This is a genomic window from Streptomyces yongxingensis (genome assembly GCF_055597465.1).
This window is the reverse complement of the sequence record NZ_CM145717.1, coordinates 3970274-3984294: the sequence shown is the minus strand read 5'-3', so window position 1 is coordinate 3984294 and position 14021 is coordinate 3970274. Positions and strand designations below refer to the sequence as shown.

General features: G+C 72.7%; 8 protein-coding genes. All 8 read right to left on the bottom strand.

What is annotated here, in order from left to right; all coding sequences use genetic code 11:
- Positions 1-57: 57 nt before the first annotated feature.
- The gene (gene glgB, locus ACZ6TD_RS16595; RefSeq protein ID WP_471357796.1) at positions 58-2301 is read right to left on the bottom strand and encodes a 1,4-alpha-glucan branching enzyme; all 2244 of its coding nucleotides are present in this window, start codon (positions 2299-2301) and stop codon (positions 58-60) included.
- An 849-nt stretch (positions 2302-3150) separates the two neighbouring features.
- Complete coding sequence (locus tag ACZ6TD_RS16590) at positions 3151-4689, bottom strand: maltokinase N-terminal cap-like domain-containing protein (protein ID WP_471354745.1); 1539 nt, start codon at positions 4687-4689, stop codon at positions 3151-3153.
- A 355-nt stretch (positions 4690-5044) separates the two neighbouring features.
- Positions 5045-6778, bottom strand: a complete 1734-nt coding sequence (gene treS, locus ACZ6TD_RS16585) for a maltose alpha-D-glucosyltransferase (RefSeq protein WP_471354743.1) — start codon at positions 6776-6778, stop codon at positions 5045-5047.
- Entirely contained in the window at positions 6775-8769 is a 1995-nt protein-coding gene (locus tag ACZ6TD_RS16580) for an alpha-1,4-glucan--maltose-1-phosphate maltosyltransferase (RefSeq protein ID WP_471354742.1), read from the bottom strand. The genes treS and ACZ6TD_RS16580 overlap by 4 nt, the downstream gene beginning before the upstream one ends.
- A gap of 279 nt (positions 8770-9048) precedes the next feature.
- The gene (locus ACZ6TD_RS16575; protein ID WP_471354740.1) at positions 9049-10281 is read right to left on the bottom strand and encodes a S8 family peptidase; all 1233 of its coding nucleotides are present in this window, start codon (positions 10279-10281) and stop codon (positions 9049-9051) included.
- A gap of 68 nt (positions 10282-10349) precedes the next feature.
- A complete protein-coding gene (locus ACZ6TD_RS16570) occupies positions 10350-11213 on the bottom strand; it encodes a helix-turn-helix domain-containing protein (protein WP_471354738.1) in 864 nt (287 codons plus the stop codon).
- A gap of 92 nt (positions 11214-11305) precedes the next feature.
- Positions 11306-12100: a pectate lyase gene (locus ACZ6TD_RS16565; RefSeq protein WP_471354736.1), complete on the bottom strand. Its 795-nt coding sequence runs from the start codon at positions 12098-12100 to the stop codon at positions 11306-11308.
- A gap of 25 nt (positions 12101-12125) precedes the next feature.
- On the bottom strand, positions 12126-13961 hold the full coding sequence (locus ACZ6TD_RS16560) for a rhamnogalacturonan lyase (RefSeq protein WP_471357793.1): 1836 nt from the start codon (positions 13959-13961) through the stop codon (positions 12126-12128).
- Positions 13962-14021: the final 60 nt, after the last annotated feature.

Genomic DNA, 14021 nt, shown 5'->3' with positions numbered 1-14021 from the left:
CCGCCTCCGCGCGCCCGGTGATCCGGAGCGCGCGTCCGCGAACCCCTCAGCGACGGCTCAGACCGGGCGCAGCCAGATCGTGGCCAGCGGCGGAAGCACCGGCAACAGGCTCGCCGGGCGGCCATGGGCGGCCGTGGGCTCGGCCTTCAGCGGCTCGGCGTTGACCACACCGCTGCCGCCGTAAGCCCGGTCATCGGTGTTCAGCACCTCGCGCCACACCGGCACCGCCTCCGGCGCCCCGACGCGGTACTCATGGCGGACCACCGGGGAGAAGTTGCTGATGGCCAGCAGCGGGGAGCCCTCGGCGTCGTAGCGGAGGAAGGCGAAGACGTTGTCCTCGCGGGCATCGCCCTCGATCCAGGAGAAGCCCTCGGGATCGGTGTCCCGCTGCCACAGCGCGGGGGTGGCCGCGTACACCTGGTTGAGGTCGCGGACCAGATCGCGGACGCCGCGGTGGTCGGGCTCGGCGGAGTACGACGGGTCCAGCAGCCACCAGTCGGGACCGTGCGCCTCCGACCACTCGGCGCCCTGCGCGAACTCCTGGCCCATGAACAACAGTTGCTTGCCCGGGTGGGCCCACATGAAGCCCAGGTACGCGCGGTGGGTGGCGCGCTGCTGCCACCAGTCGCCGGGCATCTTCGACACCAGGGCCCGCTTGCCGTGCACCACCTCGTCGTGCGAGATCGGCAGCACGTAGTTCTCGCTGTACGCGTACACCATCGAGAACGTCATCTCGTGGTGGTGGTAGGCGCGGTGCACCGGCTCGTGCGCGAGATAGGCCAGCGAGTCGTGCATCCACCCCATGTTCCACTTCAGCCCGAAGCCGAGGCCGCCGAAGCCGCTGGGGCCCACATGGTGGGTGGCCCGGGTGACCCCGTCCCACGCGGTCGACTCCTCGGCGATCGTGACCACGCCCGGGCAGCGGCGGTAGACGGTCGCGTTCATCTCCTGGAGGAAGGCGACCGCGTCCAGGTTCTCCCGGCCGCCGTGCGCGTTGGGCGTCCACTGGCCGGGCTCGCGGGAGTAGTCGAGGTAGAGCATCGAGGCGACGGCGTCCACGCGCAGACCGTCGATGTGGAACTCCTCGCACCAGTACACCGCGTTCGCCACCAGGAAGTTGCGCACCTCCGCGCGCCCGTAGTCGAACTCCAGCGTGCCCCAGTCGGGGTGCGCGGCCCGCAGCGGATCGGCGGGCTCGTACAGCGGACGGCCGTCGAACTCCGCCAGCGCCCAGGCGTCCTTGGGGAAGTGCGCGGGCACCCAGTCCACGATGACCCCGATGCCCGCCCGGTGCAGCGCGTCCACCAGGTACTTGAAGTCGTCGGGGGTGCCGAGGCGGGCCGTGGGCGCGTAGAAGCCGGTCACCTGGTAGCCCCAGGAGCCGCCGAAGGGGTGCTCGGCCACCGGCATCAGCTCGACGTGGGTGAAGCCCAGGTCCTTGACGTACGCCGGGAGCTGCTCGGCGAGCTGCCGGTAGGTCAGCCCCGGCCGCCAGGACGGCAGATGCACCTCGTAGACGGAGAACGGCAGCTCGTGGACGCGCCCGCCCTTCCGCCGCGCCATCCACGCGTCATCGCCCCAGTCGTGGTGCGAGGCGTGGACGACGGAGGCGGTGGCGGGCGGGCACTCGGTGCGCCGCGCCATCGGGTCGGCGCGCAGGGAGTGGCCGCCGTCGGGCCGGGTGATCTCGAACTTGTAGAGCGCGCCCTCGCCGACGCCCGGCAGGAACAGCTCCCACACGCCGCTGCCGCCGAGTGAGCGCATCGGCAGCGCGGTGCCGTCCCAGTAGGTGAAGTCGCCGGTCAGCCGCACCCCGAGGGCATGGGGCGCCCATACGGTGAAGCGGGTGCCGGCCACGCCCTGGTGGGTCATCGGCCGCGCGCCGAGCGCCCGCCACAGCTCCTCGTGGCGGCCCTCGCCGATGAGGTGCAGATCGAGTTCGCCGAGGGCGGGTAGGAAGCGGTACGGGTCGTGCAGCTCGAGCTCGGCGTCCTCGTACGCCACCAGCAGCCGGTAGTCCGGGATCTCCCGCAGCGGCAGCACCCCGGAGAACAGCCCGTCGCCCTCGGCCCGCAGCCGCGCGCGCAGCCCGGCGGCGGCGACGGTCACCGACCGTGCGTACGGGCGCAGGGCCCGGAACAGCACCCCACCGCGCACCGGGTGGGCCCCGAGCAGCGCGTGCGGATCGTGATGCGCCCCGGCCAGCAGCCGCCGCCGGTCCTCGTCCCCCAGCGCGGGCGCGGCCCGCACCCCCCGCTCGTCCTCCACCACGTCGTCGGGGCCGGCGCCACCCCCGGCCACGGGCCGCCCGCTGTCTCCGGCCACGGGCCGCCCGGCGACCCGCGACGGCCCGGCCGCGCCGCCGTCTTCCTCGTGCCGCTCCTGGCCCGCGCGGGGCGCCCGGGGCACGGGTGGTGAGCCGTAGGACACCCGGGTCTCGCGGCCGGGGCGGGGGCTGTCGGCAGGAGCCTCCTGCCCCGGGCTGTCGCCATGGGTGGGCGCCTCCACCCCCGGGCCGCCACCGCCAACGGCCGCCTCGGGCCGCTCGGCCGGGTCCGCCGCCGTCGCGGCCGCGTCGGGGACGGATTCCCGGTCGGGTGCGGGCTTGATGCCCGCCGACTCGGCGGAGGCGGGGTCCTGGCGGGAGACCGGGGCCCGCTCCGGGGCGCCCTGGGGGGCTGGCCCCTGGTCCGGGCGCGGACGCTCGGCCGTTGGGGCCGCTTCCCCGGGCCCGGGGGACGTGGTCGGCGCCGGGCCGTCCGCGCCTCCGCCCGGCCCGGCGGCCTCGGCCGACTCCCGCTGGTGGCGTGCCGGGGGCTCGGAGCCCGGGCGGGCGGCGGTGGGCTCGGGCCGCCGAGGGGTGCGGCCGGAGAGGAACGTTGCCGGGACCGCCGGGCCGGTTGGGGCGCCGGTGGCGGCGGGCACGTGGCCCGGTCCCTCGTCGGACGGGTACTGGCCGGACGGCGGTCGTGCGGTCACGGGGTGGTCCTCCCGGGAGTGTCGGGGGTCGGACGGGACGGTCGGAAGCGGGAGTCGGGGAAGCGGGGAACGGGCGGGGCGGTGGGGCCGCGGTCCGGGGGAGCCGGGTCGCCGCGCTCCGGGGCCCGGTCCGGGCCGGACCGGCGCCGGGTCCCGGGCCCCGGCCCGGGATCAGGCGCGGGTGGCGGCCAGGCGGTGGATCGCGGTCATCGGGACGGACAGCCAGTCGGGGCGGTGCCGCGCCTCGTAGAGCACCTCGTAGACGGCCTTGTCGGTCTCGTGGGCGCGCAGCAGCTCCGGTTCGTCGCGCGGGTCGGTGCCGGACGCCGCCGCGTAGCCCGCGCAGTACGCGGCGCGGGTGCGGCCCGCCCACTCCTGCGGACGCTCATGGCGTCCCACGGCCGCCGCGTAGTCGAAGGACCGCAGCATGCCCGCGATGTCGCGCACCGGTGGCTGCGGGCGGCGCCGCTCGGCCAGCGGACGGGACGGCTCGCCCTCGAAGTCGATGAGCGACCACCGCCCGCCTCCACCGCCGTCCCCGCCGTCTCCCGTGAGCAGCGCCTGCCCCAGGTGCAGATCGCCGTGGATGCGCTGGGCCGCCCAGGTGCGGCCCGCGCGCCCCAGCGTGGCCAGGTCCTCGTACGCGCCGTGCAGCGCGGTGCGGTACGGCTGGAGGGCGGGCACCGCGGCGGCGGCCGAGTCGAGCCGTTCGCTCATGGCGGCCGCGAGGTGCTCGATCTGCGGGCGCCGCAGCACGGAGGTGGGCAGCGCGCGGGCCATCGCCAGATGGACCTCGGCGGTCGCGTGCCCCAGGGCCCGGGCGGCGTCGGTGAAGTCGCCATCGGCGGCCAGGGCGTCCAGCGCGAGCTGCCAGCCGTCCCGGGAACCGGCCAGGTAGGGCTGGAGCACCCCCAGGGTGAACGGCTCCGGCCGTGGCCCGGCGCCCTCTGCCGGGGGCTCGGCCTCGAACCAGGCGGCGGGCGCGGGCACCCGGGCGCAGCCGGTGCGGGCGAGCGCGAGGGGGAGTTCCAGGTCGGGGTTGGTGCCGGGGCTGACCCTCCGGAAGAGCTTGAGAATAAACGTATCGCCGTACACCACCGAGGAGTTGGACTGCTCGGCGGTCATCACCCGGGGCGCGAGCGCGGAGGGGATCGCGCTGGACGGCTCCCGTACGAAGCGCAGCGGGCCGAGCCGTCCGGGCGTCCGCAGCCGCTCCAGCAGCAGGGTGGTGAGCCGGGGGTCGGCCAGCGCCTCGTACACCGTCTGCCCGTCCAGCGGCCCGCCGCTGGGCCGGCCGATGAGCGCCGGGGCGAGCGGCGGCGGCAGGGCGGGGCGTGCCCCGAGCAGGAGCTGGTAGCAGTCGCTGGCCGCCGCCCCGCGCCGGTGGCCGCAGCCGAAGCCGTGCCGGTGGCCGGGCGGCTCGGGCTGCTGGGCGCGGATCAGCAGATGGAGCAGCCCGGGCGTGCCGCCGCTCGCCCGCCACGGCAGCAGCTCGGTCGCGGAGACCAGCGCGAAGCCGGTGACGGGACGGCCCTTGCCCGCGAACCAGCGCTGCCGGGGCAGCCACTCGGCGAGCAGCGGCGCGAGCGAGGTGAGCAGCCCGGGCGGGCCCGCGGCCGCGGCGGTGCGGGCGGCGGACGGCGGGGGCTGGTCCCGCGGTACGGCGGTCGGCGGGTGGTGTGCCCCCCGGGAGAGCGGAGCTTCCGGCATGGCGTCGCGTCCTTTCCCCGGGCACACGACAGATCAGGGCAAAGTGTCCCGGATTGCGGCATTGACTGTGCGACGGTGCGGGACGTGTCGGGCGAGGATCGTCCGTACGGCGAGCCCGGTGAACGCGATCGGGCCCGCCGGTGACGATGTGAGTACAGAGTGCCCATGACGGGGGGTCGAAAACGCCCGTACGCGCCCGAGATGGACGCGTGGCGCCTGCGGCGGGCTTAGTCCCCTCCCCGCCCCTTCCCGAAACTGGGGCTCCGCCCCAGGCCCCGGGGGACCGGGGTTGCGCCCGGGCCCCGGGGGGACCGGGGCTGTGCCCGACCACGTGACGGACACCCCGTAGCCGACTTCAGTCGGCCCAGCGCCCCGTTTCGCCGCGCCGCAGCCGGAACCAGTAGAAGCCGTGCCCGGCCAGCGTGAGCAGATACGGCAGTTCGCCGATGGCCGGGAAGCGGACCCCGCCGATCAGCTCGACCGGATGGCGGCCGGCGAAGGACTGCAGGTCCAGCTCGGTGGGCTGGGCGAAGCGCGAGAAGTTGTTCACGCACAGCACCAGGTCGTCCTCGCCGTCCCGGGTCGTCGGGGCCTCGCGCAGGAAGGCGAGGACGGCCGGGTTGGAGGACGGCAGCTCGGTGAAGGAGCCGAGCCCGAAGGCGGGGTTCTGCTTACGGATCTCGATCATCCGGCGGGTCCAGTGCAGCAGCGAGGACGGGCTGCTCATGGCCGCCTCGACATTGGTGACCTGATAGCCGTAGACCGGGTCCATGATGGTCGGCAGGAACAGCCGCCCCGGATCGCAGGAGGAGAAGCCCGCGTTCCGGTCGGGGGTCCACTGCATGGGGGTGCGCACGGCGTCGCGGTCGCCGAGCCAGATGTTGTCGCCCATGCCGATCTCGTCGCCGTAGTAGAGGATCGGCGAGCCGGGCAGGGACAGCAGCAGCGCGGTGAACAGCTCGATCTGGTTGCGGTCGTTGTCCAGCAGGGGCGCCAGTCGTCTGCGGATGCCGATGTTGGCCCGCATTCTCGGATCCTTGGCGTACTCCGCGTACATGTAGTCGCGCTCTTCGTCGGTGACCATCTCCAGCGTCAGCTCGTCGTGGTTGCGCAGGAAAATGCCCCACTGACAGCCGGAGGGGATGGCGGGGGTCTTGGCGAGGATCTCCGAGACCGGGTAGCGGGACTCGCGCCGCACCGCCATGAAGATGCGCGGCATCACCGGGAAGTGGAAGGCCATATGGCATTCGTCGCCGCCCGCCGAGAAGTCGCCGAAGTAGTCGACGACGTCCTCCGGCCACTGATTGGCCTCGGCCAGCAGCACGGTGTCCGGATAGTGGGCGTCGATCTCGGCCCGGACGCGCTTGAGCATCTCATGCGTCCGGGGCAGGTTCTCGCAGTCGGTGCCCTCCTCGGCATACAGATAGGGGACGGCGTCGAGCCGGAATCCGTCGATGCCCAGGTCCAGCCAGAAGCGCAGGGCGGCCAGTACCTCCTCCTGGACGGCGGGGTTCTCGAAGTTGAGGTCCGGCTGGTGCGAGAAGAAGCGGTGCCAGTAGTACTGCTTGCGTACCGGATCAAAGGTCCAGTTGGAGGTCTCGGTGTCGACGAAGATGATCCGCGCGTCCTGGTACTGCTTGTCGTCGTCGGCCCAGACGTAGTAGTCGCCGTACGGTCCGTCCGGGTCGCTGCGGGACTCCTGGAACCACGGATGCTGATCACTCGTGTGGTTCATGACAAAGTCAATGATCACGCGCATCCCGCGCTGATGAGCGGCGTCGACGAACTCCACGAAGTCCGCGAGGTCCCCGAACTCCGGCAGCACGGCGGTGTAGTCCGAGACGTCATAGCCGCCGTCGCGCAGCGGTGAGGCGAAGAACGGCGGCAGCCACAGGCAGTCCACGCCCAGCCACTGCAGATAGTCCAGCTTGGCCGTCAGGCCCTTGAGGTCGCCGACGCCGTCGCCGTTGCTGTCCTGGAAGGAGCGGACCAGGACCTCGTAGAAGACCGCGCGCTTGAACCAGTCGGGATCGCGGTCGCCCGCGGGCGTGTCCTCGAAGGTGTCCGGTACGGGCTCGTTGACGATCATGTTGTGGGTGACCCTCCGATCGGTGAGGACGGTCGCAGGGAGAGCACATGCGCCGGAGCCATATCCCGCCCCGGATCCAGGCGCACATAGTTGTCCCTGCCCCAGTGATAGGTCTCGCCGGTGAGCTCGTCGCGCACCGGGACGGACTCATGCCACTCGAGGCCGAGTTCCGGCATGTTCAACGAGACCGTCGCCTCCTGGGTGTGGTGAGGGTCGAGGTTGACGACCGTGACCACACACGAGTCGCCCGCGCGCTTGGAGTAGACGATGACGGAATCGTTGTCGGCGTGGTGGAATCTGAGGTTGCGCAGCCGCCGCAGGGCGGGATGGTGGCGGCGCACCCGGTTCAGCCGGGCGAGCAGCGGGGTGATCGTTCTTCCCTCGCGCTCGGCCGCCGCCCAGTCGCGCGGCCGCAGCTGGTACTTCTCCGAGTCCAGGTACTCCTCGCTGCCCTGCCGCACCGGGGTGTTCTCGCACAGTTCGTAGCCCGCGTAGACGCCCCAGGCGGGGGAGAGGGTGGCGGCGAGCACGGCCCGCACCGCGAAGGCGGGGCGGCCGCCCTCCTGGAGATAGGCGTGCAGGATGTCGGGGGTGTTGACGAAGAAGTTGGGCCGCATCCAGGCGGCCGCGTCCCCGGACAGCTCGGTGAGGTAGTCGGTGAGCTCCTGCTTGGTGTTCCGCCAGGTGAAGTAGGTGTACGACTGGTGGAAGCCGACCGCGCCGAGGGCGTTCAGCATCGCCGGGCGGGTGAACGCCTCGGCGAGGAAGAGGACATCGGGGTCGCTGCGGTGGATGTCACCGAGCACCTTCTCCCAGAAGACCACCGGCTTGGTGTGCGGATTGTCCACCCGGAAGATCCGCACTCCGTGTGCCATCCAGAGGCGCAGCACCCGCTCGGTCTCCCGGACCAGGCCGCGGAAGTCCCGGTCGAAGGCTACGGGAAAGATGTCCTGGTACTTCTTGGGCGGGTTCTCGGCGTACGCGATGGTGCCGTCGGCGCGCTGGTGGAACCACTCGGGGTGCTGGGAGACCCAGGGGTGGTCCGGGGAGCACTGGAGCGCGAAGTCCAGCGCCACCTCCATGCGCAGCTCCCGGGCGCGCGCCACGAAGTGGTCGAAGTCCTCGAAGGTGCCGAGGTCGGGGTGGATCGCGTCGTGGCCGCCGTCGGCCGAGCCGATGGCCCAGGGCGAGCCCACGTCGAAGGGGCCTGCGGAGAGCGTGTTGTTGGGGCCCTTGCGGAAGGCGGTGCCGATGGGGTGGATCGGCGGCAGATAGACCACGTCGAAGCCCGCGGCGGCGATCGCGGGCAGCCGCTCGGCGGCGGTGCGCAGGGTGCCGCTGACCGGCCGTCGGCCCTCGGTCACCTTGGCGCCCTCCGAGCGCGGGAAGAACTCGTACCAGGAGCCGAACAGCGCACGCTCCCGGTCCACCTGGAGCGGCATGGGGCGCGAGGAGGTGACCAACTCCCGCAGCGGATGGCGGTCGAGGGCCGCGGTCACATCGGGCGCGAGGGCGGCGGCGAGCCGGTCGGCCACCGGGCGGCGCTCGTCGCGCAGCCCGTCGACGGCCGCCAGGACCGCCTCCCGGCCGTCGTTCTTGGGCACTCCGGCCGCGGCGCGCTCATGCAGCAGGGCCCCCTCCTCCAGGACCAGATCGGTGTCGATCCCGGCCGGGATCTTGATGCGGGCGTGGTGGCGCCAGGTGGCGATCGGATCGCTCCACGCCTCGACCGTGTACGTCCAGCGGCCGGGCGCGCCGGGGGTGACCTCGGCGCCCCAGCGGTCGGTTCCGGGGGCGAGTTCACGCATCGGGGTCCAGGGGCCGGAGCGGCCGGACGGATCCCGGAGGACCACATTGGCGTTGACCGCGTCATGGCCCTCCCGGAACACGGTGGCACTGACCTCGAAGGTCTCGTCCACCACCGCCTTGGCGGGGCGGCGGCCGCAGTCGATCAGCGGGCGGATATCCAGAATGGGAATGCGACCGATCATAGGATCACCTGACGGCAGTGCGGATGGAGACGCGGGGGCGGCTTTTGTCCTTTGTATCGGTTTTGCCGCCGGGCGTTGGGTTGCGGGCATGACAGCTCCTGTCCGCGTTCACTCTGGTGGGCGGATGGGGTCGGCCATGGGGGGCGCGCGTGGAAAGCCTTCCCCCGCGGAACGGGGAGACAATCCGGGTTCCCGTTAACTACCGGTTCGTAACGCGGGGTACATGAATCGACCCCGCCCGTAGGCGGGGCCGTCCACTCGATGCGTTCTGCGGTTACGTCAGTTGGCCACTCGCAGCAGACGGTTCGGCGAACCCGGGCCCGCGCCGCGCACCCGGCCCTTGCTCGCCCCGGCCGTCAGAGCCGCCCCGGCCTGGGCCGGAGTCGCGAAGCGGTGACCGGCGAGGTACAGCGCGGCGGCGCCCGCGACATGCGGTGCCGCCATCGAAGTGCCCGACATCGTCCTGGCCGCCGTGTCGCTCACGTTGGACGCCGAGACGATGCGATCCCCGGGCGCGAACAGGTCAACTCCCGGGCCCCAGTTGGAGAATCCCGAGCGCCGGTCGGCGCGGTCGGTCGCGGCCACCGTGAGCGCCCCCGCCACCCGGCCCGGTGAGAACGAGGCGGCGGGCCCGTCCTGGTTGCCCGCCGCCACCGTGAAGACCAGACCGGCGGCGATCCCGGCCCGCACCGCCGCGTCCCATTCGGGCAGCGGGGTGGCGGCCGCCGAGCCCAGGCTCAGATTGACCACCGCGGGCCGCCTGGCGTGTCGCAGCACCCAGTCCATTCCGGCCAGCACCTGCGCGATGGTGCCCTCGCCCCGGTCGTCCAGCACCCGGACGGCCACGATCGCGGCCTCCTTCGCCACGCCGTAGCGGGTGCCCGCCGCCGTGGCGGCCACATGGGTGCCATGGCCGTTGCCGTCCTCGGCCACCGGATCGTCGTCCACGAAGTCCCAGCCGGAGCGGGCCCGGCCGCCGAAGTCCTCATGGGAGGCGCGCACCCCGGAGTCGATCACATAGATCGTGGTGCCGCGCCCGCCGCCGCGGGGCGCGGTGTACACCCCGTCCAGCCGCCGGTCCGGCCGGTCGATCCGGTCCAGACCCCACGGCGGCCGCTCCGGGCCGCGGGGCGGGGCCGGTAACCGCGCCCGGGACCAGCGCAGGGACACCCGCTCGTCCCGGGTCACCGAGGCGATGCGCGGATCGGCCGCCAGCCGCCCGGCCTGTGCCGCGTTCGCCCGTACCGCATAGCCGTTGAGCGCGGTGCGGTAGACCCGGCGCACCCGCGCCCCGTACCGCTCGATCAGCGCCCGGCCCGCTCCGGACGCCGCCGCGGGCGCTCCCGGGCCGCGCTTCAGGGCGACGATATAGCCTTGGGTCCCCGCCCCGCCCGTGGCCTGGACCCCCTGCGCGGGAACGGTCTGAGCGGGCGACAAGACCACCAGGACCACCGCGACGACGGCGGCCGGCGCCGCCACCCTCCGCCGGGGGCCCGCAGACGCACAAGCCATGGAACGATCCCCTCCCCAACTCGACGGCGCAAGCGTTGCCTGGGACGAAAGATCCCGACAAGGGCGCATCAGGGGGCGTAAAACGCGACGGACTCCCGCGCCAGCAGCCGCAGCGCCGCCTCCGAGGGCGACCCCGGCTCGGCCCCGTACATCAGCAGGGCCTGGCCCCCCGAGTCCGGCAGCCGGGTCATCTCGAAGTCCAGCTCCAGCGGCCCCACCAGCGGGTGGTGGAAGGACTTGGTGCCGAAGGCGCACCGGCGCACCGGGTGGCGCGACCACAGGGCCGCGAACTCCTCGCTCTTCATGGTCAGTTCGCCGATCAGCTCCGCGAGCCGCCGGTCGTCGGGGTGCGCCCCGGCCACCACCCGCAGCGAGGAGACCGCGCGCCGCGCCTCGCCCTTCCAGTCCGGATACAGCTCACGGGTGTGCGGATCGAGGAACAGCATCCGCTGGGTGTTGGGCCGGTCGTCGGGGCGCTCGGGCGCGTCGGCGGACAGATGCCCGGCGATCAGGGCGTGCCCCAGCGGATTCCACGCCAGGACGTCGAAGCGCGGACCGAGGACCAGGGCCGGTACGCCGTCCATCGCGGCGAGCAGCCGCCGGGTCGCCGGGCGCGCGGACTCGGCGCGTTGCGCGGGGCGGCGCCCGGCGCGCGGCGGACGGGCCAGGTTGCCCAGGTGCGCCCGCTCGTCCGGGCTCAGCCGCAGCGCGCGGGCGAGCGCGTCCAGCACCCCGTCCGAGGCGCCGGTGGACTGGCCCTGCTCCAGCCGGGTGTAGTACGCCACGCTCACCCCGGCCAACTGCGCCAGCTCCTCGCGGCGCAGCCCCGGGACCCGGCGCCGGGTCCCGTACGCGACCAGGCCGACGTCCTCGGGGCGCAGCCCGGCGCGGCGGGTGCGCAGAAAACTCCCCAGCTCGGCAGGTGTGTCCATACCCACCAGTGTCCGGCACGGGCACGCGCCGTGCCTGTCCCTGTGAGGGTCAGGCACGGCGCGGCCATGGGGGGGGGATCACTTGTGGGCGATCACCGGTAGGTGATGTCGGAGCTGCTGTACTTGCAGTAGGTGCCGTCGGGGCCGCTGCCGTTCTCGGTGGGCTCCTTGCCCGTGTTGTTCCCGATGTACTTCTGGCACGGGACGATCTTCTTGCTGCTGTCCCCGATGATCGTGATACCGCGCAGGGTCAGCGAGTCGCCGTAGTTGGTGTTGATCCCGCCAATGGCCTTGCCCGGCGCGGTGACCTCGGTGTTGCTCACGTTGATGGTGCGCTTGTACTGCGACGAGCAGTTGCCGCAGGAGCGGACCAGCTTGCCGAAGTCCTGGACGGCGAAGCCCGAGATATTGAGCGTGCCGCCGCCGTTGAACTGGAACACCTTGTCGGACGCCTTACGGGCGCCGCCACCGATCACGTTGTACGTCTTGCCGGTGCCCCGGAAGGTGGCGGCGTCCTCGCCGACGTCCTCCCACCAGACGTTCTGCAGGGTGCAGCTGCCGGCACAGTGCACGCCGTCGGCCGCCGGGGCGCCGAGGATGACGTTCTTCAGGGTGGCCCCGTCCTTCAGGTCGAACAGCGGGTCCTGGCCCTCGTTCTGGCCACCGGAGCCCAGGTCGCCCGAGCCGTAGTAGCGCTTCATCCCGCCGTCCATGGTGCCGCTGACCGGGATGCTCTTGGTGACCGCCTGCGGGCTGCCGCTGGGGGTGGGCCAGGTGGCGGCTGAGGCCGCGGGCAGGGTCAGCCCGGTGGTGATCGCGCCCGCGGTGAGGGCGACGGCGCCGAGGGCCCCGGCTATCGCCCGGTACCTGGTGCGTTGTTCAGCCATGTCGGATCTCCTTTGGTGGGGGGTTTCACGGGGTGGTGATGGCCGGCCGCGGCGGGGTCGCCATCTTGTCGCCGATGAAGAAGCTGGGGTGCGGGGGCTGGTTGTAGGCGGTGTTCTGCCAGGCCAGCGCCTCGCGGTACTGCCGGTCGTGGAGCAGCGTGGTGATCTTCCGGTCGGTCTCGTACGGCGTGGAGTAGATCCGCAGCGCCTTGTTGTCGCTGGTCGGCCAGACCACCTCCTCGCGCCAGTCGCCGAGGATGTCGCCGGACAGCGACGGGGTGGCCTTGGTGCCGTTGTTGGAGTGCACCCCGGAGCCGGTGAGCAGCCGGGTGTCGCCGGAGGTGCCGTACTTGTCGATGTGGGTGCCGTCCAGCAGCTCGCGCACCGGATCGCCGTCCCACCAGGCCAGGAAGTTGATCGAGGAGGGCTTGCGGCCCTTGGCGCCGCCGCCCTCGTCGCGGATCTGGTCGTCCCGCGCGGACCACATCTCGGCGCCGTCGTTGCCCGCCCAGATGTCACCGGCCACGCCGCGCCCGTTGTCGCCGCCGGACGCGGTGGACCACAGCACCTGGCCGGTGCGGGCGTCGGCGAAGTACGAGCCGGGTTTCGAGGAGTCCTCGTCCACCTTGAAGTACTCCAGACCCGCCCGGGAGGGGTCGAGGTCGCCGAGGTGGGCGGCGTCGCCGTGGCCGTTCTTCGTGGTCCACAGCCCGGAGCCGTTGTCGTCCACGGCCATCGAGCCGTAGACGATCTCGTCCCTGCCGTCGCCGTCCACGTCCCCGGTGGCCAGCGCGTGGTTGCCCTGGCCGTCGTAGCCCTTGCCGGTGTTGGTGGAGCTGTTGGTGTCGAACGTCCACTGGCGGGTGAGCTGGCCGCCGCTGAACCTCCAGGCGGAGATCACGGTGCGGGTGTAGTAGCCGCGCGCCTCGATCAGCGAGGGGGTGGAGCCGTTGAGGTACGCCGTCCCGGCCAGGAAGCGGTCCACGCGGTTGCCGTAGGAGTCGCCCCAGGAGGAGACGGTGCCGCGCGGCGGGACGTAGTCCACCGTGCTCATCGCGGCGCCCGTACGGCCGTTGAACATCGTCAGATATTCGGGTCCGCTGAGCACATAGCCGCTGGAGTTGCGGTAGTCGGCGGAGGCGCTGCCGATCGTCTTACCGGTGCCGTCCACCGTGCCGTCCGCGGTCTTCATCGCGATCTCGGCCTGGCCGTCGCCGTCGTAGTCGTACACCTGGAACTGGGTGTAGTGCGCGCCGGAGCGGATGTTGCGGCCCAGGTCGATCCGCCACAGCCGCTGCCCCTGGAGGGTGTAGCCGTCGACGATGGTGTTGCCGGTGACGCCCGACTGGGAGTTGTCCTTGGCGTCGGTCGGCTGCCACTTCAGGACGAAGTCCAGGTCGCCGTCGCCGTCGAGGTCGCCCACGGAGGCGTCATTGGCCTCGTAGGTGTAGCCCGAGCCGCCCGCCGGGGGTGAGATCGGCACATCGTAGTACCCCGGGCGGAACTGGATCGCGCTCGGCGAGGCGGGCTGCTCCGCCCCGTCCCGAATAGCCCGTACGGTGTAGTCCGCGCTGTTCGGGGCGTCCTTGTGGAGGTAGTTGGTGGTGGTGATGGGGGAGGAGTTGACCTTGACGCCGCCCCGGTAGAGGTTGAACGTCACACCGTCCGGGTCGGTGGCCAGCCAGCGCCAGCTGACCAGGTTGTCATTGCCGGTGTGCACGCTCACCAGCCCCCGGTCCAGCTTCTCGAGCTGGGCCGCGGCGGCCGCCTTCGGCGCGGGCCCATGGTCCTCGGCGGCCTCCGAGACGCTCACCAGCGAGGTGACGGTCAGCGCGCCCGCCGCGCAGGCGGCGGCCAGCATCCGGCCGCGGGGCAGCGTCCTCCGCACCGGGGATCTGGGCGGATGAGCGGGGGGCGGAGT